A 24,361-nucleotide genomic window follows, 5' to 3' on the forward strand; every position below is an offset into this window, starting at 1 on the left:
ATGGGAAGAGCCAAGTTAAGTGCCAAATGAATGGCACTCAGGTGAATGGAGGATGTATGGATTAATTGGCTTTTTTACAAAATGGGCGCAAAACCAGCCCAATAGGGCCTTTTTGATACCAACGAATCGGCGTTTTACCACGGGTATCTTGCCCCAAAGACTGGGTGAAGCGGTCTAAAATGATAGCGAGAATAACAATACCGACGCCCCCGACAGACGCGAGCCCCATATCAAGGCGGCCAATCCCCCTTAATACCATTTGACCTAAACCACCAACTGCAATCATCGACGCTATGACCACCATTGAAAGCGCTAACATAAGCGTTTGGTTAACACCCGCCATGATCGTTGGCATTGCGAGTGGTAATTGCACTTTGAATAACATTTGACGAGGACTTGCACCGAATGATTCAGCAGCTTCAATTAAGTCGGCAGGGACTTGCTTGATACCTAAAATGGTCAGACGAATGATAGGTGGCAAGGCAAATATAATGGTGACGACGACACCAGGCACATTACCGATACCAAATAACATGACAATCGGCACTAAGTAGACGAATGCCGGTGTGGTTTGCATCGCATCGAGTAATGGGCGGATGATTTTGGCTGCTCTTTCGCTACGAGCCAGCCAAATTCCCAGCGGTAGCCCTATCACAATACAAAATAGCAATGAGGTCAGTACCAGCGATAATGTCACCATCGCTTCCGACCAAGCACCAATTGCCCCGATGGCTATCATCGAAATAAAGGTTGCCACGCCCATTGCTCGCCCTGCTAATTGCCAAGCAAGTAGTGCAAAAATGATAATGGCTACGGGAGACGGCAGCGAGGTGAGAAATTGTTCAAACCCGCTGAGAATGAAATCGATAGGAGCTCGTATGCCTTGGAATACAGGGCGAAAGTTGAGAACAACCCAATCGATGGCATGCGCAACCCAAGAATCAAGCGGGATAAGCGTGTGCTGGAAGGGATCCATAATATTAAACTGATCTGGTGCGATGCTATCTGTTGGTGCAGCATCAAGCCAATCACTGGATCCTGCATCTGGTGCAGTCTCTGTTGCGGATGAGCCACCCCACGGATCATCTACAGCACTTTGATCTTGCACGGAACTTGCCGCCCATGGATCGTCAGATTGGGTTGTATTAGGCGTCTGCACTGGCGTTTGCTCAACTTGAGTATCGGCCCACGGATCTTGTTGGTCGATGGTATTGTCTTGATTTTGCTTACTCATTAGGCGTCTCCTTATCCAGTGCTTGTAGCAGCATGCCTTTCGAAATCACCCCTAGATAACGATTTTTTTCATTCACGACAGGTACTGCGCAAGGCGCTTGTGCAATCGTCGAGATAACTTCATTTAAGGAGGTATCACCTTGAATCGGCTCAATATCTGATAAAATTGCAGCTTCAATCCCGGCTTTGTCGTGCAACGCTTTTTCTAAAGACTCTACGGAGACGACACCTGCAAAGGTATGGCCTCGTGAAAGCAAATAGCCATGGTAACGGTCTTCATCATTCAGCACTTTTAGGGCGGAACGAGGACCAAAGCCGGGCGCGATATGTAGCAGGGCATCGGGGCGCCTTCGTGCAATATCTTTGGCACTGAACACTTGGCTAATATCAACTCCACGGAAGAAGGTTCTGACATAGTCATTAGCTGGGTTATTCAGTATTTCATCAGGGGTGCCGACCTGAACGACAACACCGCCTTGCATAATGGCGATGCGGTCACCAATTCGCATGGCTTCATCGAGGTCATGGGAGATAAAAACGATGGTGCGTTGTTTATCCCCTTGTAAAGACAGCAATTCATCTTGCATTTCTGTTCGAATAAGTGGGTCAAGCGCAGAAAAGGCTTCATCCATTAACAGGATATCAGGGTCATTGGCGAGTGCTCTTGCTAAGCCAATGCGTTGGCGCATCCCACCAGAAAGCTCGTCGGGATAGGAATTGGCCCACTTTTCGAGGTTCACTTGATTCAGGGCATCCATCGCTTTTTTATGGCGGTCTGGTTTCGATATGCCCGAAAGCTCCATGCCAAATGCGGTATTATCAATCACATTCATGTGAGGCATTAAGGCAAAGGATTGAAACACCATGCTGATTTTTGTTCGGCGCACGTCACGCAGGGCTTTGTCGGAAATATCAGAGATATCTTCTCCATCAATCAGCACTTGGCCGCTGGTGGGTTCAATCAGGCGATTGAGGAGGCGCACCAAAGTGGACTTCCCTGAACCCGAAAGCCCCATTACAACGAAGATTTCGCCTTCTTCAATCGCCAGATTCACATCTTGAACACCGACCGTGAGGCCTGTTTTTTCAAAGATAGCGTCTTTGTCCATTCCTGATTCTAAAAGCTTAAATGCGGAGTCAGGATTTTCCCCAAATATTTTATATAAATTTTTAACTTCTAATTTTATTGCCATATATTATTTACCCAATTTTCAATCAACAAAAAGAGTTGGAGCCCAAAATGAATTGTGTCGATTCAATAATGATAGTCTTGCCTATTTAGACCTAAACCATGGCTATCGTTTGAAAATTATTAGGGCAGAAATTCCTATTTTAATTTAATGGGTTTATTCATTATGGTTTAAATTCAAATGCTCCTGATTAGATTATTAGTAAAAATTGCAAGCAATAAACCCTAGCATAATAAAAATGGCTGACAACCCTTGGTTAAGTAGAATTAATCAAAAAAATCCCCGTAAAAAATGTAAAATATGATTTAAATAAGAAAACGAAAATAGCGAATATGAGTAAGAATATAAAACCTATCTAGAGTAGTTAACTTACTGGTGAGGCTGTATTTATTTTGTCAGAGTTGAAAATAAAGAAATGACTTAAGATGGATTAGTGATAACAATTTTTTATCGATAATTTGGCCGTAAATAATGAATGAAAATAAATAAGGCAAAGCGCCAAAAACATTAATTTTATTAATTTATTTTAGGATTTTAAAATGAGCGATTGGAAGTTAATGCCAGATTGATTCATTAAAAATGAATAATTGAACAGATATCCCTATAAAAAACGAACTGATTTGGGTGTTTTTCAGCCTAAAAAATACCCTGAAAAATAAAAATGTTATTATTCATCAGGGTATGTAAATCGGTGACAGCTTAAGTCAAATGTGAATTAAACTAATCAATTGATTAAAAGTTCCAGTCATCATCCTCGGTACTGACCGCTTTGCCAATAATATAAGAAGAACCTGATCCTGAGAAGAAATCATGATTTTCATTCGCATCGGGGGATAACGCAGATAATATTGCCGCGCTTACATCGGTGACGGTATCGGGGAATAAGGCTTCATAACCTAAATTCATTAAGGCTTTATTGGCATTATAATGTAAGAACTTTTTGACATCTTCTGTCCAGCCAACCGAGTCATATAACTCTTGGGTATATTTCACTTCATTTTCATATAAGTCGAATAATAATGAGAAGGTGAAATCTTTTATTTCTGCCTGCGTTTTTTCATCATAATTCAATAATGATTTTTGGAATTTATAACCAATATAATAGCCATGAATCGCTTCATCTCGAATAATCAATCGAATTAAGTCAGCAGTATTAGTGAGCTTACCGCGACTTGACCAATACATAGGTAAATAAAACCCGGAATAAAATAGAAATGATTCCAAAAAGACACTTGCCACTTTTTTCTTTAAGGGATGTGAATCACAGTAATAAGAAAGAATGATTTTAGCTTTATTTTGTAATGCATTATTTTCTTCACTCCAACGAAAGGCTTCATCGACGTCGCTGGTGGAACATAAGGTGGAGAAAATCGAGCTATAAGAGCGTGCATGTACCGCTTCCATAAAGCTCACATTGGATAAAACAGCTTCTTCATGGGGGGTTTGCGCATCAGGCATTAAACAGGGGGCACCCACCGTGTTTTGGATAGTGTCGAGCAGTGTTAGTCCAGTAAAGACACGTATAGTCAGCTTTTTTTCTGCTTCAGTGAGGGTATTCCACGATGGAATATCATTGGATAAAGGCACTTTTTCGGGTAACCAAAAGTTAGACGTGAGGCGATTCCAAACCTCAAGATCTTTATCATCTTGAATACGGTTCCAGTTGATAGCCTTCACAGGGGCCGCGGATGTATTGGTGGTCATAATCTTATTCCTATCACAAAGTGCAAGATACGCAGCCGTCAACTTCGGTGCCTTCTAACGCAGTTTGACGTAATCGTATGTAGTACAACGTTTTTATGCCTTTTTTCCACGCGTAAATTTGCGCTCGGTTAATATCTCGCGTGGTGGCATCATCTTTGAAAAATAACGTTAACGATAAGCCTTGGTCGACGTGTTGAGTGGCCATGGCATAGGTATCAATAATTTTTTCAGGGCCGATTTGATAGGCGTCTTGGTAAAACTCAAGATTTTCGTTATCCATAAATGGTGCAGGATAATAGACTCGACCAATCTTTCCTTCTTTACGGATCTCAATACGAGAAACAATAGGGTGAATGCTCGATGTGGAATTATTGATATAGGAAATAGACCCCGTTGGTGGAATGGCTTGCAAGTTTTGATTGTAAATACCATAGGTGATCACCGACTGTTTTAAGGCTAGCCAGTCTTCCCGAGTGGGAATTTCGATGCCCGAACGTCGGAATAATTCCTGCACGGTTTGTGTTTTTGGTAACCAAATATCGTTGATATATTTATCAAAATAGTCACCTGAGCCATAAGTGGAGTGCTCAAAACCAACAAAAGCGGTTTTGCGTTCAATGGCTAATTGGTTCGAGGTTTTGAGGGCATAATAAGTGACGGTATAAAAATAGATATTGGTAAAATCAAGCGCTTCTTCACTGCCATAATGAATACGCTCACGAGCTAAATAGCCATGCAGGTTCATCTGCCCAAGGCCAATGGCGTGGGACTGACGGTTTCCTTGAGCAATTGAGGGGACGGAACGAATATCGCTCATATCGGAGACGGCGCTAAGTGCTCTGACTGCGGCTTCAATAGATTGTGCAAAGTTCGGTGAATCCATGGTTTTGGCAATATTCATCGACCCTAAATTGCAGCTGATATCTTTACCAATTTCTTGGTAGCTTAAATCCTCTTCATACAGGCTGGGGCGATTAACTTGCAGAATTTCTGAGCACAGGTTGCTCATATTAATCCGCCCTGCAATTGGGTTGGCCCTATTAGCAGTATCTTCAAATAAAATATATGGGTAGCCCGATTCAAATTGAATTTCAGCTAAAGTCTGGAAAAATTCCCGCGCATTAATTTTGTATTTTTTAATCGTCTTGTTATCCACCATTTCCGCGTACTTTTCAGAGACGCTGATTTCAGACATGGGAACACCGTACACACGCTGAACGTCATAGGGGGAAAACAAGTACATATCTTCGTTATTTTTCGCTAACTGGAAGGTGATGTCTGGGATCACCACGCCAAGGGATAAGGTCTTTATGCGTATTTTTTCATCCGCATTTTCCCGTTTTGTATCGAGAAAACGCATAATATCAGGGTGATGAGCATGTAAATACACGGCACCGGCACCTTGGCGAGCACCTAATTGATTTGCATAGGAAAAGGCATCTTCCAGCATTTTCATTACGGGAACAACACCCGAGGATTGGTTTTCAATCAGTTTGATGGGGGCGCCTTGTTCACGCAAGTTGGTCATCATAAAGGCGACCCCACCCCCCCGTTTGGATAGCTGGAGAGCAGAATTAACAGAGCGCCCGATGGATTCCATATTATCTTCAATACGCAATAGGAAGCAGGAAATTAATTCGCCCCGTTGTTTTTTCCCACAATTAAGGAATGTCGGTGTCGCGGGCTGGAAGCGCCCTGTAATGATTTCATCAACATACAGCTTGGCGAGAGGCTCTGAACCTTGTGCGAGTGTCAGTGCCACCATACAAACGCGATCCTCATAGCGCTCCAAATAGCGTTTGCCATCAAAGGTTTTTAGCGTGTAGCTGGTGTAGTATTTGAATGCGCCAAGAAAGGTTTGGAAGCGAAATTTGTGGGCGTAGGCTTGCTGAAACAGTGCTTTAATAAATTCAAAGCTGTATTGCTGTAATACGTCGTTTTCGTAGTAATTTTCTTGAATAAGAAAAACCAATTTTTCTTTTAAGTCATGGAAAAATACAGTGTTTTGATTAACATGCTGGCGAAAATAATGGTGTGCAGCTTCTTTATCTTTATCAAACTGAATATGACCTTTGCTATCATATAAATTCAGCATGGCATTTAGCGCATGGTAATCAATTTCGGTATTCTTTTGTATTGTATCCATTATGAAAAGCTCTCGTTGTGGGCACGTTTCCAGAACGTTTGTAGACCATCTTTAACCGATTGAACATCTCTTGCAGTGCCTAAGAGCTCAAAGCGGTAGAGGTAAGGAACATGGCACTTTTGTGCGACGATATCCCCCGCAATTGCGTAAGCATCGCCAAAATTGGTATTCCCCGCAGCAATAACACCGCGAATGAATAAACGGTTTTTCTCGATATTTAAAAACTGAATCACTTCTTTTGGCACTGCGCCCTTTGTTCCACCGCCGCCGTAGGTCGGAAGTAGCAGAACATAAGGCTTTGTGGCGATCAGGCTAGCTTCTTGTTGCCCGATTGGGAGGCGAGTTGCAGGCAATCCCAGTTTTTCAACAAACCGATGGCAATTCCCTGAACGGCTTGAAAAATAGATCAATGATTCAGTTTCCATGGGATTTCCTATGCCGCAAGAAGGCTTATCATATCCGGGCGAAAACCAGACCAATGCCTGTCACCCGCAATGACGACAGGCACTTGTTGATAGCCTAATTTTTTAACCAATTCAAGTGCTTGGCTATCCTTTGTGAGGTCAATTATCTGATAGGCAATTTTTTTGCGATCTAAGGCTTGATAGGTGGCATTACATTGAACACAGTTGGGCTTACTATAAATGGTAATCTCATTCATCTTATTCACCTTTTGGATTACTGAGAGTATCTTGATGGGGTATTTAATATCTAAAGACTATATATAGATTTAAAATTTATCAACCACACAATATATAGTGAATAAAGAATATTGAATGATAATTATTCTAATTATCAGCTAGGTTGTTATTTATATTGAAAATAAAAAAATAGGGCATTCAATGATTCCGTTAGCCACACTAAGAAAAAATAGCATTGCAAAGTAGAAATAATTTACTCTATAACTGTATATACAATCAGGTAAATGAATCCTTTTAAGGAGATACTATGTATCATCAATATTTAGCGACCCCCGATAAATTTCCTAAGCCGTGGGTTCATATTACGGCGGATGATGACGGGATCACGAGCATCTATTTTGTTGAAGAAAAAACGGAAAAAGAAAGCAAAAATGATCACTCCAAGCTATGTGCTAAAGAATTAAAAGAATATTTTAATCACAAAAGAAAAACGTTTACGGTGGCATTAAACCCAAAGGGGACGGAGTTTCAGAAGAAGGTTTGGCAGCATCTATGCGGGATCCCGTATGGAGAACGTTGGAGTTATAAGGACTTGGCGTTAAAGTTAGGCTCAGTTAATTATTGTCGTGCAGTGGGAATGGCGAATTCGCGTAATCCAATCTCACTCATTGTGCCTTGTCACCGAGTATTAGGTCACGATGGTAAGCTGGTAGGATACACGGGAGGCTTAGATATCAAGGATTGGTTATTACTGCATGAGAAGTAATAACTGAATAATTCACTATGGCTGATACAATTGGTTGCATTAATTGCTATTGATAAGAATAATTGTCGAAATTAGAGTGAGACCGACCAATAAATAATATATTTTTATCATTTTAGTCAATTTTCGTGATCTAGGTTGTAGACAAGTAAGTCAGATATCTGGTGTACTGGACTCGATACAGATGGTGTGTCTATTTTATTTTAAAGGTAATAATTTGATGTCTAAAGTTAAAGGTAACGTTAAGTGGTTCAACGAATCTAAAGGTTTTGGTTTTATCACTCCAGAAGATGGTAGCAAAGATGTATTTGTTCACTTTTCTGCGATTGCTAGCGAAGGTTTCAAAACCTTAGCGGAAGGCCAGAAAGTTGAATTTGAAATCACTGAAGGTGCTAAAGGCCCATCTGCTGTTAACGTTGTCTCTCTGTAATTTAAACAATTAACAATCAGAAACGAACAGCTGTAAACTCGCTCTAGTTAACTAGAGCGAGTTTTTTTATGGAAAAATTGAGAATTTATTGACAATAAAAAACCCGACTCAGTTGCCCAAATCAGGTTTCTAACGTTGTTAAGTGAATAAATTAAGTGCTTATTTCACTTCTTCGCCTTTGGCTTGCAAGTCAGCATGGTAAGAAGAGCGCACAAAAGGCCCACAAGCGGCATGGGTAAAGCCCATTGCCATTGCTTCCTCTTTCATCTCATCAAACTCAGCAGGGCTTACGTAGCGTTTTACGGGTAAATGGTGACGGCTTGGCTGTAAGTATTGCCCAAGGGTTAACATCGTCACGCCATGACGGCGTAAATCACGCATCACTTCGATGATTTCAGCATTGGTTTCACCAAGGCCAACCATCAAACCCGATTTCGTTGGGATATCAGGGTGCGCTTCTTTAAATTTTTCGAGTAATTTCAGTGACCACTCATAGTTTGCGCCTGGGCGGACTTGGCGATAAACACGTGGCACGTTTTCGAGGTTGTGGTTAAATACATCAGGTGGGGTTGCGGTTAAGATCTCTAATGCGCGATCCATACGGCCGCGAAAATCGGGTACTAAAGTTTCAATTTTGATCGATGGGCTTTTTTCGCGGATTGCACTGATGCAGTCAGCAAAATGTTGTGCGCCACCATCACGAAGATCGTCACGGTCAACGGAAGTGATCACCACGTAACGTAATGCCATATCTTTGATCGTTTGCGCTAATTTTTCTGGCTCATTGGCGTCAGGAGCATTAGGACGGCCGTGGGCGACATCACAGAACGGGCAACGGCGTGTACAAATAGCCCCTAAGATCATAAAGGTAGCCGTACCATGGTTAAAGCATTCAGATAGGTTTGGGCAAGAGGCTTCCTCACATACGGAGTGAAGGCCATTTTTACGCATTGCCGCTTTAATGCCTTGAATACGCGTTGAGTCAGCGGGAAGTCGAATTTTCATCCAGTCAGGTTTGCGTAGAATTTCCTCGCGTTCAGTCACCACATTTTTGACAGGGATCAGCGCCATTTTGTCGGCGTCACGATATTTAATTCCGCGTTCTATCTGAATTGGTTTACTCATAATATGACGGTTCCAGTTATCTTTTATGCTGATGGATAAGTTCTAATTCTAAATAAAATGTCGGGAGCGTTGTAACTCACCCATTAAAATATTTTTTAAAAATGTTAAAAAATTATAGCATTATTATTGAACAATATGAAATCCCAGTGTGTCACAGAATTGGCTAATTAGCACAGGCTGAACATCAGATAATGACACTTTGGGGGCGAGGTCACAGACTTGAGTCATTTTTAATTCACTGTAACCACAAGGGTTTATGCGGTTAAATGGTTCCAGATCCATATCAATATTCAATGCTAACCCGTGGAATGAGCAACCTTGGCGAATACGTAATCCTAGAGAACAAATTTTGTCCCCATTAACATAAACACCGGGGGCATCAGGGCGCGGGTAAGCTTCAATATTAAAATGGGCGAGGGTATTGACCACGGTGTTTTCCAATGCAGTGACGAGTTCACGTACGCCAATTTTATTGCGTTTTAAATCAATCATGACGTACATGACTTGCTGGCCAGGGCCATGATAGGTGACTTGACCACCTCTATCACTTTGAATAACAGGAATATCACCGGGGGCTAAAACATGTTCAGCTTTCCCAGCTTGCCCTTGGGTGAAAACACGCGGGTGCTCGACGAGCCAGATTTCATCAAGAGTTTCAGCGGTGCGACACTCAGTAAATTGGTGCATCGCATCAGAAACCGTTTGATAAGGCGCATGGCCAAGTTGGCGAATAATGATGCTTTTATCTGACAAAATATAGTGTCCAACGGTTCAAATGAGGGCAGTATAACTCCGCAAAAAGCATATCTCCAGTTCGCTTTGTTATTAATTTGTTATTTATCTAATGCATAAAACAAAAAAAACCGAACAGCCGTGACGCTATTCGGTTTTTTGTTAAGCGTTCATTAAAGAACAACTTTCACTAATTCTAATGCACCTAATTCACTATACAAGGTTTCAACTTGTTCGATATGGGTGGCATTAATGGTAATGGACACTGAGTGATAGTTACCTTTGCTGCTTGGTTTGACATCAGGGGCATAATCACCCGGTGCGTGGCGCTGTACCACTTCAATCACTTGATCAACCAGTTCAGGCTGTGCCAAGCCCATTACTTTGTAAGTTAATGGACATGGGAACTCAAGCAGTTCACCTAATTTCGTTTTCATGGGCACTCCTAATTTTTTAAAATTGTGTCGCTGGTTGAAAAAGATTGGCTGGTATCAAACCAGCCAATGAGTTGTCTTCATCCAACAAACATATTGATACTTACTATATGGGGATGACTTATTTTCGTTTCAAGGGCTAGCCGAACCAGCGATGGAATAACAGTTTAATGTAGTCGATTAAACGGCTGAAAAAGCCACCTTCTTCAACGTCTTTCAGTACTGCTAGAGGGTGTTGCTCGATTGTTTTACCATCTAATTGGAAGCTAATTGTACCCACTTGCTGGCCTTTCGTTAATGGGGCTTGCAACTCAGTTGTGGATAATTCATAGCTGGCTTTTAAGTCTTTTAAACGGCCGCGTGGGATAGTCAGGTAGAGGTCTTCCACAACACCGAGTTTGACCTCATTTTCATCACCAAACCAGACAGGCGCACTGGCAAAATCAACACCTGCTTGTAACGGTTTGACTGTTTCATAGAAACGAAAACCGTAAGTTAATAATTTTTTACTTTCTGCGTCACGGCCTTTACTGCTTTTACCGCCCATAACAACAGAAATTAAACGCATGTCACCTTCAGTCGCTGAAGCGACAAGGTTATAACCTGCGGCATTGGTGTGGCCTGTTTTGATCCCATCAACCGCGAGGCTCTTATCCCACAACAGACCATTACGGTTTGTTTGGCGGATATTGTTGAAGGTAAATTCTTTTTCTTTGTAAATGGCATATTCTTCAGGGACATCACGCACCAGCGCTTGGCCAATCAGTGCCATATCACGCGCTGAACTGTATTGACCATCGGCATCTAAGCCATGAACGGTTTGGAAATGGGTGTTTTTCAAGCCCAGTTTATTCACATAACCATTCATCAGCTGGACGAAATTGGTTTGATCCCCAGCGATATGATCCGCCATTGCAACACAGGCATCGTTACCGGATTGCAGGTTGATACCGCGAGTTAGCTGAGAAACACTGACGCGATCACCTGGTTTTAAAAACATCAATGAGGAGCCTTTAAACACAGGGTTTCCGGTTGCCCAAGCATCTTCACCTACTGTGACCATGTCATTTGCACCGATTTTACCTGATTTAATCGCTTGACCAATCACGTAGCTCGTCATCATTTTGGTTAAACTAGCAGGATCGCGGCGCTGATCTGCATTACTTTCAGCGAGGACTTTTCCTGAATTATAATCAATCAGAATGTAAGCTTCAGCATCGATAGGTGGTGCCGCAGGAATTGAGGTGTTTGGAAAAGTTTCATTAGCAGTTGCAATATTGGCAGTCAAAAGCAGCAGTGCGGAACCCAGCACAGTATGACGCACGATGCGTGATGGAGCGACATTATTCATGGTTGTACCATTACATCCGAAATTCGGTTAACACAAGGAGGCGCAGTGTAGCAAAAGAGTGAGTGAACAAAAAAGCCCCTTTTACATTGCGCCAATCATTTTATTGCATTTTATCTTTTTCATACCCGAAGTGGCGTTATTTCACACCACTTCACGTATTTGAAGTCTTAAGGTGCGACAACCATCGACGCTTGGTTTCGTTCGGACTGTAAACGCCCTTGAACCTCGACAGCTTGTTGTCTGGTGCTAAATGGCCCTAATTGTACGCGATAAATACCATTGTAAGGCTGTAGGCGACCGGGCACATTAAACTGAGTTTTTAACTCATTCAGCATCGATTGTGCATTGGTTTGGCTACTAATTGCCCCTGCTTGAACTAAAAAGCCTCGTTCAGGTACTGCTTCTTCATTAGCGGCTTGAGGCGCTGGTGTCGGTGCAGGTGTTTGCAAGTTCATGTCAGGCATAGTTGGCTGCATTGGCTCTTTAGGCTGTTGAACAGGCAATGCATTTTCTGGCGTTGGTAAGTTTTCCATTACAGGCGTGCCCATTGGACCTGAGCCTAATTGAGGGCGACCCGGTAGGGCGTAGCTTTGTTTGACAAAGTTGGAGCCGATGGTGCCTACGCCTGATAAACTGCCATCTTGCGCGACCGAAATTGCATCAATTTTAATTTTTGTCGTCGGCATTAAATTTAAGCGATCTGCCGTTGCACGGGAAACTGCAATGCTTTTACCCGGAACGTAGGGGCCGCGGTCATTAACACGAACCACCATCATACGGCCATTCATCATATTGGTAATGCGAACGTAGCTTGGGATGGGTAAAGTCGGGTGTGCCGCGGTTAATTCTACAGGGTTTATGCGTTCGCCAATTGCGGTCATGTTACCCGTAGATTCAGCGCCGTAAATTGACGCATAACCGACTTGTGAAAATTGAGCAGGGTCTCGAACAATTTGATATTGCTGACCATTACGGGAATAATCGTTATTTGCCGTTGGGTGATATGGCTCATAATGAGGCTCTGCACCTAGCACATCTTGTGTTGGCACATTTGTGGGCACTTGCGGTGCCTGCTTAACTTCTTCTGTCACACAGCCACTGAGTAGCGCGGCAGTCATGCCAAGCATTATCCATTGTAAACGCATACTAAGCCTCATTTTATAAACTTTTGGATAGAAATTTTCGGTGTGTATGTATCGACATGATAATACCGAACCCAGCCATTAAGACAATTAATGCAGACCCTCCGTAACTCACTAAGGGGAGAGGGACGCCAACTACCGGTAATATACCACTTACCATGCCAATATTAACAAATACATAAACAAAAAGGATCAATATCAACCCGCCAACCATGACTCGGCCAAATGTATTCTGTGCACTTGCTGCGATATACAGGCCGCGGATGATCAGCAGGATATACAGCCCCAGAAGGATAAGAACCCCCACTAAACCAAGTTCTTCTGCCAGCACAGCAAAAATAAAGTCGGTGTGCCTTTCTGGTAGGAACTCAAGTTGAGATTGCGTACCGTGCAACCAACCTTTGCCCATAAGCCCGCCGGAGCCAATGGCGATTTTAGATTGAATGATATGGTAGCCTGCACCCAATGGGTCAGTTTCAGGGTCGAGTAGCATCATTACACGGGCTCTTTGATAATCATGCATCAAGAAGAACCATAACAGCGGGATAAAGGCGGCTAGTGCGATGGCTGCGACAGCTATAAGCCGCCAGCTCATACCCGCAAGGAATAGAACGAACAGCCCTGAGGCGGCAACTAAAATAGAGGTTCCAAGGTCAGGCTGTGCGGCAACTAACAGTGTTGGAACAAAAATAAGTACCAAGGCTACCAGCGTATTTTTAAATGAAGGCGGGCATGAGTCGCGGTTCATAAAGCGCGCCACCATCAATGGCACGGCTATTTTGGCGATTTCGGAAGGCTGAAAACGCACAAAGCCTAAATCTAACCAGCGTTGAGCCCCTTTACTGATTTGGCCAAATACGTCCACGAAAATCAGTAAAATGACACAAAAAATAAATAAATGTGGTGCCCAGCTTTCATACATTCGTGGAGGGATCTGCGCCATTACAATCATGACAATAAAGCCAGTAGCGATTTGCCCAAGCTTTCTTTCCATCATTTCAGGGTCTTGCCCACTAGCGCTCCACATAATAAATGCACTGTAAGCAAGTAAGGCAATAATGATCAATAACATAGGCACATCTATGTGTAGACGTGTTGATAATGAATTTTTTCTCTTATCGTCAGTCATAATCTTTATTGCTCACAAAAAAGGTTCTTAAAATACGCATTAGCGATCTTCCCCAGCTCCCGCTGTCGATGAGACCACTTCAGTTCGGTTATCACCGAGCAGAACATGGTCAAATATTTGGCGAACAATATCACCGACTGCAGGGCCTGCACCGCCGTTTTCTAAAATAATCGCGACAGCAATGGTAGGTTTATCATAAGGCGCATAGGCAATCATTAATTTGTGGTCACGTAAATGTTCCGCCAGCTTACTTGCATTATACGTTTCGTAACTGAATACCTGCGCAGTCCCTGATTTTGCCGCCACTTTATAAGGGGTGCCAATAAAACTGCGTCGGCCTGTACCGTTAGGCGCATTGGCAACGCCATACATACCGTGTTTGGCAAGTTCCCAATACCCTGAGTGGATATCACCAATTTGCTTGGTTTCTTTGTCTTCGTACGGCACCATCGCGTTACCTAACTTTGTACCATACAGCAAGTGAGGGGTTTTCACTTGCCCATCATTGATTAGCGTCATCAATGCTTTAGACATCTGGATTGGTGTTGCAGTCCAATAACCTTGCCCGATACCAACAGGGATTGTATCTCCTTGGTACCATGGCTTTTTATAGCGCTTTTGTTTCCATTCGCGGGTTGGCATGATGCCCGAACGTTCTTCGGCAAGGTCAATCCCCGTATATTCCCCAAAACCAAAACGGGTCATCCACGCAGAAAGACGGTCTATCCCCATATCGTAAGCAACTTGGTAGAAGAAAGTATCCGCTGATTCAATAATGGATTTGACGACATTCAATTTGCCGTGTCCCCAACGTTTCCAGTCACGATAACGTTTTTCAGAGCCAGGAAGTTGCCACCAGCCAGGGTCAAAAATAGTGGTATTTGGTGTGATTACTTTTTCACTTAAAGCCGCGACCGAAATAAATGGTTTTACCGTTGATGCAGGTGGATAGAGACCCTGAGTGGTACGGTTAATCAGCGGTCTATCTGGGTTATTTAGCAGCGCCTGATAATCTTTGCTCGAGATACCATTAACAAATAAGTTTGAGTCATAGCTTGGGTTTGACACCAATGCCAGTATTTCACCGTTGCGTGGATCCGTGACGACGACAGCAGCACGGCTGGTGGTTAACAGTTTTTCAATATAAGTTTGCAGTTCTAGGTCGATAGTCAGGTAGATATCGCGACCAGCTTGAGGCGGTTGCTCATGTAACTGGCGGATCACGCGGCCGCGGCTATTGACTTCGACCTCTTCATAACCTGTTTTACCGTGCAAAATATCTTCATAATACCGTTCTATGCCTAACTTACCGATATCATGGCTAGCTGCATAGTTTGGTAATAACCCTTCTTTATCAAGGCGTTCAACGTCTTTATCATTAATTTTTGCGACGTAGCCAATGACGTGAGTTAATGCAGAACCGTAAGGATAAGAGCGGCGCTGATAGCTCTTAACCTCTAGACCCGGAAAACGGTACTGGTTAACGGCAAAACGTGCAACTTGCACTTCATTAAGCTGAGTTTTCAGTGCGATAGAGGTAAAACGGCGCGAGCGTTTACGCTCTTTTTCAAAATTAGTAATGTCTTCATCAGTTAAATCGACGACACCACGCAGTTTTTCAAGCGTTTCTTTTAAGTCGCCAACTTTTTCAGGGACGATCTCAAGCTGGTAAAAGGTACTGTTAAGTGCAAGCTGCGTACCACGTCGGTCATAAATAATCCCGCGGCTTGGTGCAATAGGCACTAATTTGATTCGGTTATCATTTGAGCGAGTTTGGTAGTCTTCATGACGAACAATTTGCAGGTGATGTAAATTGGTGACAAGAATAGCGGTCAAAATAACAATCACGCCGAAGGCAATCAGCGCTCGGCGAATAAATAAGACAGACTCAGCGGTATGATCGCGAAAAGGGGTGCGTTGTGTTTTCATCCCATTGCCATTTTGAACATATTCAAACCTGACTATTCCCGGTGGTAAGGGTGATTAGTCGTAATACTCCATGCCCGATAAAGACTTTCGGCAACAAGGACTCGAACCAGAGGGTGTGGTAGTGTTAGTGGTGATAATGACCAACTTTGCTCAGCCGCTTCTTTACAGGCAGGCGCAAGACCTTCTGGGCCACCAATCAACAAACTCACATTGCGACCATCTTGTTTCCATTTATCAAGCTGGACAGCCAGTTTTGGGGTATCCCAGCGATCACCTGGAATATCCAGTGTGACAATGCGATTGCCTTTTCCCACAGCGGCAAGCATTAACTCACCTTCTTTTTCCAATATGCGCTTGATATCTGCATTTTTCCCCCGTTTTCCTGCTGGAATTTCCGTTAGTTCAAACGGCATATCTTTAGGAAAGCGGTGGAGATAATCCATAAAGCCGGTCTGAACCCAGTCCGGCATTTTTGTTCCAACGGCGATGAGCTGTAATTTCAACCTCAGCTCCAGAGTTTTTCTAATTCATACATACGGCGACTTTCATCTTGCATGATGTGAACAATGGCATCGCCAAGATCAACAACAATCCAATCAGAAATACCTTGCCCTTCAACACCTAACGGCATTAACCCATTTTTACGGCAAGCGTCAATCAACCTGTCAGCAACGGACATCAAATGGCGGCTTGAAGTCCCTGTGCAGATGATCATCTGGTCGGTAATACTTGATTTCCCTTGGACATCGATAGTGATGATGTCTTCAGCTTTCGCATCATCAAGACTTTCGATAATAAATTTTTGAAGTTCAATTCCTTGCAAAAGGTTCACCTTTTATTCAAACAAACAGAATAGAATGTTAAATACTGTTTGTAGTTTATAGACAAATAGTTTGCTGCCAATAAACGAATTAGACTCATTTTCAGCAGAGTCATTTTACCCTAGATTTTAAGAAAAATCGGCTAAATTCTTTTTTATTCATTTTGAAGTGAAATTTATAGGGATATCTGCTCATTTGGGCAAGAAGTTTGTGTTAACTTTACAAAATAACAAAAGAAATTCTTACCCTAACAAATATTTTAGAATGGGATGGAGAGAGTGCAAATAATTAAGCCACAAGTTTTTATATTTGAAGGGATTAATCCCATCCCGGCAAAAATGCAGAATGACATCGCTTCTATTGTGGAATCCATAATCAATCTATCGAGTGTTTCTTGTACAGATACGGTGTTGGGGGTGATTTGTACACCACAGGGCTTTTCGCAATTAATCAGTTTATTCCCTGCCAATATACCCATTTTAGCAGGGGATAAATTGCAAGATATAGAACACTGGGATGCTTTTTTAACGCAGTTATATACTTTGCAGCGCCTTGAGTATTTACAACGAAATTTAACTCATCATGAAATAATCCAATTTCATAGTCGTCATAAATATTTGATTATGGCGTACTCCCCAGTAGGGTACCAATTAACAGGCCGCTTCGTGGCGAATATTCGCAAAGGCAGTGACCTGACGTTATTTTTTAATCAATATAAAGCGTGCTTGATGGAAATATTTGCGACCGTAGCGCCTAAAAATATTCAAGTAAATGCGCTTAGCCATATGCAAGGGTATTTTAAACACAAAGCTACGCAGGATGAAAAAAAGCGGTTGTTGTGGCTAATTAATGATTATCGAGAAGGGAATTTGCCTATTAATCGGCCATTAATGATGATGCAACAATTACTTCAGCAATATCCTGATGATTACCTTCAAAAACAATATTTTTTTGAGCCCTACCCTAATTGCGATGTATTAAGGGAAAGCTCTTATCGCTGGTAAAGGCCTTGTTGGTGAATATACTGCAAAACAGCTTCTGGAATTAAATCGCGACAGCTATCTCCAGCCATTAATCTTTGGCGGATATCTGTAGCAGAAATATTAATAAGCGGCGTATCCCCTAAAAAAATATAACCATGAGGGGTGCTGCGTAATTTTTCAGGCTGCGCTGTTTTATGTTGTGAAAGCCACGATTGCATTTGTGGGTCGGTAAATTGTGTTGCATACCCTGGACGTGAGCAAACCAATAAATGGCAGTTATCTAATATTTTATCCCACCCATGCCATGTATTAATGGAAAGCAACGAATCTTGCCCAATAATAAAAGCTAAAGGTTGGGTAGCTCCCATTTCTTGGCGTAATTCGGTTAGTGTTTCAATGGTATAAGAGGGCGAATTTTTTTCGAGTTCCCGTGTATCAATGGTAAATAACGGGTTGTCCTGAATGGCTAATTTTACCATCTCCAACCGTTGGGACGGGCTTGCTTCTGGTTGTGGGCGATGTGGCGGAACATGGTTCGGCAGCAAAAGAACCTTTTGCAATCCAACTTGCTCTGCGAGTGCTTGAACTGGGCGCAAATGACCATAATGGATTGGGTCGAATGTCCCGCCAAACAATGCTTGCAAGCCAAGCGTATTTTTTTTGGGGGGGTGATTATTAGCCATGAATAAAATTCTCTGCGAATGCTTTGCCACATAGCAACATAGACAGTGATTGAAGATCAGGCCATGCAGAATGGCTAAAATCTTGTTTAATATGAACTTCTGCTTGGGTAAGTAACATCAAAGCCGATTGTAATTGATGCAAGCTCAAACGTTGCAAGGCTTCAGTCATCACGCCACGGCGGTTTTGCCAGACTTTATGTTGGTCAAATAAGGTTTTTAATGGTGTAGTTGTTGATTGGCGTTTTAAGGTAATCAACAGCATTAACTCACGTTGGATTGAGCGGAGCAAAATAACAGGTTCAACGTCTTCGTGTTGAAGTTGCTCAAGAATATGCCATGAGCGGCGAGATTTGCCCGCTAAGAGGGCATCAACCCAATGAAACGGCGTGAAGTGAGCGGAATCATTCACGGCACTTTCGACTCGTGGGTAGGTCAATTTTCCGTCTGGATAGAGTAATGAAAGTCGCTCAAGGGCTTGTGCTAATCCTAATAAATTCCCTTCATAACAATAGCAAAGCAATTGGTTTGCTTCTGCTTCGAGGGATAACCGCATACTGTAAGCGCGTTTAGATACCCATTGAGGTAAGCGTTGGTATTCAGGTGTTAAACAACTGACATAAATCGCATCTTGGCTAATTGCTTTAAACCACGCGCTGTTTTCTTGGGCTTTGGTTAACTTGTGCCCACGCAATACCAACAGTAAATCAGCATGCAATAATTGGGAAAGCTGGTTTAATTTTTCTGCCATAGCCGCATTGGGGCCATTTTCAGGGAGCAGTAAGGTGAGCGTTTGACGGCTGGCGAATAAGCTTAGTGCTTGGCACAAGCTAAATATTTCATCCCAATCCGTGTTTTGCTCAAGAGCAAAAGTAAAATGCTCTTCGAAACCCTGCTCAATAGCGGCTTTGCGAATCGCATCCTGACTTTCTTGAAGAAGGAGGGGCTCATTGCCCCAAATTAAATAGCGGCCTCTTAGAGACTCTTGTAACGAAGAGGCCAGCTGTTCAGGGTAAATACGCGTCATTATGGTTGAGTGTTAGCTTCAGCGGCTTGAGTTTTTGCTTTTTCAAGTTCAGCTGAGTGAACCAACAGTAACTTACGGACGATGTTACGTGCCGCTTGCTCTTGCATTTCTTGCCTAACAATCTCTTTTTCTGCATCTTTTGCAAGCGCTTCTAACGGGTTGTCGAAGAAAGTGCGTTCTACGCGGCTTTGCAGCGGGTAAATCGCGCCATCTGGCATCAAAACTTGTGCATTCATAGTGAACGTTAATTGTTTCTCGGCAGCTTTACCATCTTGATAAATCGAGACCGTTTCAGTGTTTTCACTGGAACTGGTGATTTTCAAAATCGGGACGCTCGCGTTGCCTGTTTCGAGAATTGTCACGTTATTGAGACGCAATTGTTCCCGAAGCGCACGCGTAAGGTAGCCGTATGGGTCGTTTGAACTTAGTTGCAATGTTTTCAATTCTTCAGGAATTTGTGTTGTTCCTTGTAAACGAAACCCGCAACCTGCGGTGACTAGCACCGCAAGACTCAAAAATAAAGTTATCAGATAACGCACCTGGCCTCCTTATCAGCCAACAACCTAATATCAACCTACAACAAGGTTCAGCAATTTGCCTGGTACATAGATTACTTTGCGAATACTCACTTCTTCAAGGTATTTCGCGACGCTTGACTCTTTTTGAGCCATATCTAAAACAAATTCCTGATTTGCATCAGCTGGTACGGTAATACGCCCGCGGACTTTACCATTGACCTGAACGACAACCAGTTTGGTGTCATCAATCATGGCTTTTTCATCAGCGATAGGCCAGTTTGCAAAATCAACGTCTTCTTGGTGACCTAGCGCTTTCCACATCTCGAAGCAAACGTGTGGAATAATAGGGTTAAGCATCAAGGTAATCGCTTCAAGAGACTCTTGCACTAATGCGCGGTCTTGCTCGCTTTCTTGTGGTGCACGAACCAATTTGTTCATGAATTCCATGATAGCAGCGATAGCAGTGTTGAATGCATAACGGCGACCCACGTCATCGGTGACTTTTGCGATAGTTTTGTGTAAGTCACGGCGTAAATCTTTTTGTTCAGGGGTTAATGCATTGATATCTAAAGGTGAAACTGCACCTTTTTGTGTGTGTTCATGCACTAAACGCCAGACGCGGCGAACGAAGCGGTTAGCCCCTTCAACGCTCGACTCTTGCCACTCAAGGGTTAACTCAGGTGGTGCAGCGAACATCATGAACAGGCGAACAGTATCAGCACCGTATTTCTCGACCATTAATTGCGGGTCAATACCGTTGTTTTTCGACTTAGACATTTTGCTCATACCGGTATAAACCAGTTCATGGCCTTCGGCGTCTACGGCTTTAACAATACGGTTTTTATCATCACGCTCAACAATCGCTTCTGCCGGAGAAACCCAAACACGTTGGCCGTCACTTCCGGTGTAATAGAACGCATCAGCTAATACCATGCCTTGGCACAGTAGGCGTTTAGCGGGTTCATCGGAGTTTACTAAGCCTGCATCACGCATCAGTTTGTGGAAGAAGCGGAAATACATTAAGTGCATGATAGCGTGTTCGATACCACCGATATATTGGTCAACAGGTAACCAATAGTTTGCCGCGGTTGGGTCTAACATGCCTTCATCGTGTTGTGGGCAAGTATAACGTGCGTAGTACCAAGACGATTCCATAAAGGTATCGAAGGTATCAGTTTCACGCAGCGCTGGCTGGCCATCAATGGTGATTTTTGCCCACTCAGGATCCGCTTTAATCGGGCTGGTGATACCATTCATCACAACGTCTTCAGGTAAAATGACCGGCAGTTGATCTTCAGGAACAGGAACGACAGTGCCATCTTCCAATGTTGCCATTGGGATTGGTGCGCCCCAGTAACGTTGACGAGAAACGCCCCAGTCGCGTAAGCGATAATTCACTTTGCGTTGGCCAGCACCCAAAGCAACCAGTTTGTCAGAAATCGCATTAAAGCCAGCTTCGTGATCTAAGCCACTAAATTCACCTGAGTTAATCAGGGAATTTTTCTCTGTCATGGCTTCTTCAGATAAATCAGGTTCGTTACCTTCTGCATCCGCAATGACTGCTTTGATTGGCAGGTTGTATTTATGAGCAAATTCCCAGTCACGTTGATCGTGAGCAGGAACCGCCATGACCGCACCGGTGCCGTATTCCATTAACACGAAGTTAGCGACCCAAATCGATAATTTTTCTTGGGTTAATGGATGGATAACGTATAAACCTGTCGCCATGCCTTTTTTATCCATGGTCGCCATATCCGCTTCCGCGGTTTTGGTGTTACGGCATTCATCGATAAATTGCGTTAATTCAGCATTGTTTGCAGCCGCTTCTTTGGCTAATGGATGGCCAGCAGCAACAGCGACATAAGTCGCACCCATAAAGGTATCTGGACGGGTGGTGTAAACGGTTAAGGTTTCAGCACGATCCGCGACGTTAAAGGTAATTTCAGTTCCTTCAGAGCGGCCAATCCAGTTACGTTGCATGGTTTTAACTTGCTCAGGCCAATCTTCTAATTTATCCAGATCGTTGAGCAGCTCTTCTGCGTAATCGGTGATTTTAATAAACCACTGTGGGATTTCTTTACGTTCAACTGGGGTGTCGCAACGCCAGCAGCAGCCATCAACCACTTGCTCGTTCGCCAGAACGGTTAAGTCATGTGGGCACCAGTTAACCGCTGAAGTTTTTTTATACACTAAGCCTTTTTCATATAACTTAGTGAAGAACCATTGTTCCCAACGGTAATATTCAGGGGTACAAGTGGTAACTTCGCGATCCCAATCATAACCAAAGCCCAACATTTTCAGTTGGCCTTTCATGTAATCAATATTGGCGTATGTCCAAGGTGCAGGTGCAGTGTTGTTTTTAACCGCAGCGCCTTCAGCGGGCAGACCAAACGCATCCCAACCAATCGGCTGAAGAACGTTTTTCCCCAACATGCGTTGGTAACGGGAAATCACGTCACCTATGGTGTAGTTACGTACGTGGCCCATGTGTAGTCGACCAGAAGGGTAAGGTAGCATGGACAGGCAGTAGTATTTCTCTTTGCTGTTGTCTTCAGTCACTTTGAAAGTTGCTTTTTCATCCCAGTGACGCTGTACTTTAGGCTCTATATCTTCTGGACGATATTGTTCTTGCATGGCACCGATAATCCTATGGTGAATAAAGGCTACATCTGTAGCGTGAATGTCTTTCTTAATTAAGAGCCGCATAGCATAGCGGATCCTCACCGAAAACAACAATAGTTGATTAGCTGAACCTACGGGGGAAGCTGGATATTGCTTTTCGGGGAACGGAGTCAGAATATTTTACTCTGATAACCAAACAACTTAACTAAAAAGTCAGGCAAATGGTAGTGGTTTCTTGAACTATTTCAAATTCAGCGAGTTGTTGGGGATTTTTATTCGCGGGTAATCGCAATTTAGTGTGTGAATCGGCGTGAAATGGTAATCTGGAGAGGCGGGAGCCAAATGGCTCCCTATCAAAAATTAATGCAGAATTTTCGCTAAGAAATCTTTGGCGCGGTCAGATTGTGGGTTAGCAAAGAAATCTTCTTTCTTGCTGTCTTCAACAATCTTACCTTCATCCATAAAGATCACGCGGTTGGCCACTTTTTTGGCGAAGCCCATTTCGTGCGTAACCACCATCATGGTCATGCCCTCATTGGCGAGTTCCACCATAACATCAAGCACTTCGTTGATCATTTCAGGGTCAAGTGCAGATGTTGGTTCATCAAACAGCATCGCAATTGGGTCCATACAAAGCGCGCGAGCGATAGCGACACGTTGCTGCTGACCACCTGAAAGCTGTGCTGGGAACTTATTGGCATGGCTGGATAAGCCAACACGCTCCAACAGTTTCAATGCTTTTGCTTCCGCGGCTTTTTTATCACGGTTAAGCACTTTGACTTGCGCCAGTGTTAAGTTTTCAATAATGGATAAATGTGGGAATAATTCAAAGTGTTGGAATACCATTCCTACTTTAGAACGCAGTTTTGCAAGGTCTGTTTTTTTGCTATTGACCTGAATATCATTCACAAAAATCTCACCCTGCTGAATAGGTTCCAAACCATTCACTGTTTTTATTAATGTGGATTTACCCGAACCAGATGGCCCGCAAACTACCACAACTTCGCCTTTTTTAACTTCAGTTGTGCAGTCTGTCAGCACCTGAAATTGGCCATACCATTTAGAGACATTTTTCAGGGTAATCATGAAACAGTCCTTTTCTTAAGATAATTCACTAACATTGAAGCGCCAAAACTGATAATAAAGTACACCAGACCTGCAAACAGTACCATCTCTACCTGCGTGCCATCTCGCTCACCAATGTTGGTGGCGGTACGGAAGAAGTCGGTTAAACTCAGGACATACACAAGGGATGAATCCTGGAATAACACAATGCCTTGCGTTAATAACAGCGGCACCATCGCTTTAAACGCTTGTGGTAGCACGACGAGTCTCATGGTTTGCATTTGAGTCATGCCTAGCGCTAATGCGGCAGAGGCTTGACCTCGGGAAATACTTTGAATACCTGCCCGAATGATTTCAGAGTAATAAGCCGCTTCAAAAAGAGAGAAGGCTATCATTGCTGAAATCAAACGAATATCATTTTTTGGTGATAAGCCTAGAACATTTTGCAATAAGCTAGGAACGATTAAATAGAACCATAACAAGACCATAACCAGTGGAATCGAGCGGAATGTATTAACATACAGCGCAGCGAACCAGCTAATTGGCTTGAAAGTCGATAAACGCATGACAGCTAATACGGTTCCCCATAAAATCCCAACCACAATAGCGGTTAATGTGATTTTAGCTGTCACAATAAAGCCATCAATTAAGAAGGGCATGCTTGGGGCTATTGAGCTCCAATCAAAATCATAAATC

The 24,361-nt window shown here is 43.1% G+C and carries 24 protein-coding genes; 3 read left to right on the top strand and 21 right to left on the bottom strand.

Going from position 1 to position 24,361, the window contains the following annotated elements; translation table 11 throughout:
• Positions 1–61: 61 nt before the first annotated feature.
• From proW to nrdH, 6 genes are all read right to left on the bottom strand, one after another.
• Complete coding sequence (gene proW, locus AC4IFO_RS18185; RefSeq protein WP_490736514.1) at positions 62–1,234, bottom strand: glycine betaine/L-proline ABC transporter permease ProW; 1,173 nt, start codon at positions 1,232–1,234, stop codon at positions 62–64.
• Positions 1,227–2,426: a glycine betaine/L-proline ABC transporter ATP-binding protein ProV gene (gene proV / locus AC4IFO_RS18190; protein ID WP_490736516.1), complete on the bottom strand. Its 1,200-nt coding sequence runs from the start codon at positions 2,424–2,426 to the stop codon at positions 1,227–1,229. Before proV ends, proW begins: the two co-directional genes overlap by 8 nt.
• Before the next feature lie 729 nt (positions 2,427–3,155).
• On the bottom strand, positions 3,156–4,127 hold the full coding sequence (nrdF, locus tag AC4IFO_RS18195) for a class 1b ribonucleoside-diphosphate reductase subunit beta (protein ID WP_490736517.1): 972 nt from the start codon (positions 4,125–4,127) through the stop codon (positions 3,156–3,158).
• A gap of 13 nt (positions 4,128–4,140) precedes the next feature.
• The gene (nrdE, locus tag AC4IFO_RS18200; protein WP_490736519.1) at positions 4,141–6,273 is read right to left on the bottom strand and encodes a class 1b ribonucleoside-diphosphate reductase subunit alpha; all 2,133 of its coding nucleotides are present in this window, start codon (positions 6,271–6,273) and stop codon (positions 4,141–4,143) included.
• Complete coding sequence (gene nrdI / locus AC4IFO_RS18205) at positions 6,273–6,698, bottom strand: class Ib ribonucleoside-diphosphate reductase assembly flavoprotein NrdI (RefSeq protein WP_490736521.1); 426 nt, start codon at positions 6,696–6,698, stop codon at positions 6,273–6,275. The genes nrdE and nrdI overlap by 1 nt, the downstream gene beginning before the upstream one ends.
• Positions 6,699–6,706: 8 nt before the next feature.
• Positions 6,707–6,934 carry a glutaredoxin-like protein NrdH gene (gene nrdH / locus AC4IFO_RS18210; protein ID WP_490736523.1) on the bottom strand — a complete coding sequence of 76 codons (228 nt, stop codon included), beginning with the start codon at positions 6,932–6,934 and terminating at the stop codon, positions 6,707–6,709.
• Between the two features lie 287 nt (positions 6,935–7,221).
• On the opposite strand from nrdH, the gene AC4IFO_RS18215 reads away from it, so the two are divergent.
• Both AC4IFO_RS18215 and cspE read left to right on the top strand, forming a co-directional pair.
• Complete coding sequence (locus AC4IFO_RS18215; RefSeq protein ID WP_490736525.1) at positions 7,222–7,680, top strand: methylated-DNA--[protein]-cysteine S-methyltransferase; 459 nt, start codon at positions 7,222–7,224, stop codon at positions 7,678–7,680.
• A 217-nt stretch (positions 7,681–7,897) separates the two neighbouring features.
• Entirely contained in the window at positions 7,898–8,107 is a 210-nt protein-coding gene (gene cspE / locus AC4IFO_RS18220; protein ID WP_014657708.1) for a transcription antiterminator/RNA stability regulator CspE, read from the top strand.
• A 159-nt stretch (positions 8,108–8,266) separates the two neighbouring features.
• Here the strand turns inward: cspE and lipA are convergent, their stop codons facing one another.
• From lipA to rsfS, 9 genes are all read right to left on the bottom strand, one after another.
• Complete coding sequence (gene lipA / locus AC4IFO_RS18225; RefSeq protein ID WP_206085254.1) at positions 8,267–9,232, bottom strand: lipoyl synthase; 966 nt, start codon at positions 9,230–9,232, stop codon at positions 8,267–8,269.
• A gap of 123 nt (positions 9,233–9,355) precedes the next feature.
• On the bottom strand, positions 9,356–9,919 hold the full coding sequence (lipB, locus tag AC4IFO_RS18230) for a lipoyl(octanoyl) transferase LipB (protein ID WP_490736564.1): 564 nt from the start codon (positions 9,917–9,919) through the stop codon (positions 9,356–9,358).
• A 218-nt stretch (positions 9,920–10,137) separates the two neighbouring features.
• Positions 10,138–10,401 (bottom strand): DUF493 family protein YbeD, encoded by a 264-nt coding sequence (gene ybeD, locus AC4IFO_RS18235; protein ID WP_047756149.1) that lies wholly within the window; start codon positions 10,399–10,401, stop codon positions 10,138–10,140.
• A gap of 136 nt (positions 10,402–10,537) precedes the next feature.
• Positions 10,538–11,749 carry a D-alanyl-D-alanine carboxypeptidase DacA gene (gene dacA / locus AC4IFO_RS18240; protein ID WP_206085256.1) on the bottom strand — a complete coding sequence of 404 codons (1,212 nt, stop codon included), beginning with the start codon at positions 11,747–11,749 and terminating at the stop codon, positions 10,538–10,540.
• A gap of 167 nt (positions 11,750–11,916) precedes the next feature.
• Positions 11,917–12,894, bottom strand: a complete 978-nt coding sequence (gene rlpA, locus AC4IFO_RS18245) for an endolytic peptidoglycan transglycosylase RlpA (protein ID WP_490736527.1) — start codon at positions 12,892–12,894, stop codon at positions 11,917–11,919.
• 13 nt (positions 12,895–12,907) lie between these two features.
• The gene (gene mrdB / locus AC4IFO_RS18250; protein ID WP_490736528.1) at positions 12,908–14,020 is read right to left on the bottom strand and encodes a peptidoglycan glycosyltransferase MrdB; all 1,113 of its coding nucleotides are present in this window, start codon (positions 14,018–14,020) and stop codon (positions 12,908–12,910) included.
• A gap of 39 nt (positions 14,021–14,059) precedes the next feature.
• Complete coding sequence (gene mrdA / locus AC4IFO_RS18255) at positions 14,060–15,949, bottom strand: peptidoglycan DD-transpeptidase MrdA (protein WP_490736529.1); 1,890 nt, start codon at positions 15,947–15,949, stop codon at positions 14,060–14,062.
• A 32-nt stretch (positions 15,950–15,981) separates the two neighbouring features.
• Positions 15,982–16,452: a 23S rRNA (pseudouridine(1915)-N(3))-methyltransferase RlmH gene (gene rlmH / locus AC4IFO_RS18260; protein ID WP_206085260.1), complete on the bottom strand. Its 471-nt coding sequence runs from the start codon at positions 16,450–16,452 to the stop codon at positions 15,982–15,984.
• Between the two features lie 2 nt (positions 16,453–16,454).
• Entirely contained in the window at positions 16,455–16,781 is a 327-nt protein-coding gene (gene rsfS, locus AC4IFO_RS18265) for a ribosome silencing factor (RefSeq protein ID WP_490736530.1), read from the bottom strand.
• 267 nt (positions 16,782–17,048) lie between these two features.
• On the opposite strand from rsfS, the gene AC4IFO_RS18270 reads away from it, so the two are divergent.
• Entirely contained in the window at positions 17,049–17,774 is a 726-nt protein-coding gene (locus AC4IFO_RS18270; protein WP_490736531.1) for a DUF1722 domain-containing protein, read from the top strand.
• Here the strand turns inward: AC4IFO_RS18270 and nadD are convergent.
• The 6 genes from nadD to gltK form a co-directional block, all read right to left on the bottom strand.
• The gene (gene nadD, locus AC4IFO_RS18275; protein ID WP_490736532.1) at positions 17,762–18,436 is read right to left on the bottom strand and encodes a nicotinate-nucleotide adenylyltransferase; all 675 of its coding nucleotides are present in this window, start codon (positions 18,434–18,436) and stop codon (positions 17,762–17,764) included. The two genes, AC4IFO_RS18270 and nadD, sit on opposite strands and share 13 nt — an antisense overlap.
• Positions 18,429–19,460: a DNA polymerase III subunit delta gene (holA, locus tag AC4IFO_RS18280; RefSeq protein ID WP_490736533.1), complete on the bottom strand. Its 1,032-nt coding sequence runs from the start codon at positions 19,458–19,460 to the stop codon at positions 18,429–18,431. The genes nadD and holA overlap by 8 nt, the downstream gene beginning before the upstream one ends.
• Positions 19,460–19,999, bottom strand: a complete 540-nt coding sequence (gene lptE / locus AC4IFO_RS18285) for an LPS assembly lipoprotein LptE (RefSeq protein ID WP_490736534.1) — start codon at positions 19,997–19,999, stop codon at positions 19,460–19,462. Before lptE ends, holA begins: the two co-directional genes overlap by 1 nt.
• A 30-nt stretch (positions 20,000–20,029) precedes the next feature.
• A complete protein-coding gene (gene leuS, locus AC4IFO_RS18290; RefSeq protein ID WP_490736566.1) occupies positions 20,030–22,612 on the bottom strand; it encodes a leucine--tRNA ligase in 2,583 nt (860 codons plus the stop codon).
• A 348-nt stretch (positions 22,613–22,960) separates the two neighbouring features.
• Positions 22,961–23,686, bottom strand: a complete 726-nt coding sequence (locus tag AC4IFO_RS18295) for an amino acid ABC transporter ATP-binding protein (protein WP_490736535.1) — start codon at positions 23,684–23,686, stop codon at positions 22,961–22,963.
• Positions 23,683–24,360, bottom strand: coding sequence for a glutamate/aspartate ABC transporter permease GltK (gltK, locus tag AC4IFO_RS18300; protein ID WP_206085472.1), 678 nt, complete (start codon positions 24,358–24,360; stop codon positions 23,683–23,685). The genes AC4IFO_RS18295 and gltK overlap by 4 nt, the downstream gene beginning before the upstream one ends.
• Between the last annotated feature and the right edge of the window lies 1 nt (position 24,361).

The sequence above is a fragment of the Providencia sp. UF-224 genome (assembly GCF_058245955.1).

Excerpts from the sequence above, each read along its gene's own strand:
- proW (WP_490736514.1), bottom strand. The coding sequence starts at position 1,234 with ATGAGTAAGCAAAATCAAGACAATACCATCGACCAACAAGATCCGTGG.
- lipA (WP_206085254.1), bottom strand. The coding sequence starts at position 9,232 with ATGAGTAAACCAATTCAGATAGAACGCGGAATTAAATATCGTGACGCC.
- mrdB (WP_490736528.1), bottom strand. The coding sequence starts at position 14,020 with ATGACTGACGATAAGAGAAAAAATTCATTATCAACACGTCTACACATA.
- nrdH (WP_490736523.1), bottom strand. The coding sequence starts at position 6,934 with ATGAATGAGATTACCATTTATAGTAAGCCCAACTGTGTTCAATGTAAT.
- lipB (WP_490736564.1), bottom strand. The coding sequence starts at position 9,919 with ATGCACCAATTTACTGAGTGTCGCACCGCTGAAACTCTTGATGAAATC.
- AC4IFO_RS18215 (WP_490736525.1), top strand. The coding sequence starts at position 7,222 with ATGTATCATCAATATTTAGCGACCCCCGATAAATTTCCTAAGCCGTGG.
- leuS (WP_490736566.1), bottom strand. The coding sequence starts at position 22,612 with ATGCAAGAACAATATCGTCCAGAAGATATAGAGCCTAAAGTACAGCGT.
- ybeD (WP_047756149.1), bottom strand. The coding sequence starts at position 10,401 with ATGAAAACGAAATTAGGTGAACTGCTTGAGTTCCCATGTCCATTAACT.
- holA (WP_490736533.1), bottom strand. The coding sequence starts at position 19,460 with ATGACGCGTATTTACCCTGAACAGCTGGCCTCTTCGTTACAAGAGTCT.
- rlpA (WP_490736527.1), bottom strand. The coding sequence starts at position 12,894 with ATGCGTTTACAATGGATAATGCTTGGCATGACTGCCGCGCTACTCAGT.
- mrdA (WP_490736529.1), bottom strand. The coding sequence starts at position 15,949 with ATGAAAACACAACGCACCCCTTTTCGCGATCATACCGCTGAGTCTGTC.
- AC4IFO_RS18295 (WP_490736535.1), bottom strand. The coding sequence starts at position 23,686 with ATGATTACCCTGAAAAATGTCTCTAAATGGTATGGCCAATTTCAGGTG.
- proV (WP_490736516.1), bottom strand. The coding sequence starts at position 2,426 with ATGGCAATAAAATTAGAAGTTAAAAATTTATATAAAATATTTGGGGAA.
- dacA (WP_206085256.1), bottom strand. The coding sequence starts at position 11,749 with ATGAATAATGTCGCTCCATCACGCATCGTGCGTCATACTGTGCTGGGT.
- cspE (WP_014657708.1), top strand. The coding sequence starts at position 7,898 with ATGTCTAAAGTTAAAGGTAACGTTAAGTGGTTCAACGAATCTAAAGGT.
- nadD (WP_490736532.1), bottom strand. The coding sequence starts at position 18,436 with ATGGCTAATAATCACCCCCCCAAAAAAAATACGCTTGGCTTGCAAGCA.
- nrdF (WP_490736517.1), bottom strand. The coding sequence starts at position 4,127 with ATGACCACCAATACATCCGCGGCCCCTGTGAAGGCTATCAACTGGAAC.
- nrdI (WP_490736521.1), bottom strand. The coding sequence starts at position 6,698 with ATGGAAACTGAATCATTGATCTATTTTTCAAGCCGTTCAGGGAATTGC.
- nrdE (WP_490736519.1), bottom strand. The coding sequence starts at position 6,273 with ATGGATACAATACAAAAGAATACCGAAATTGATTACCATGCGCTAAAT.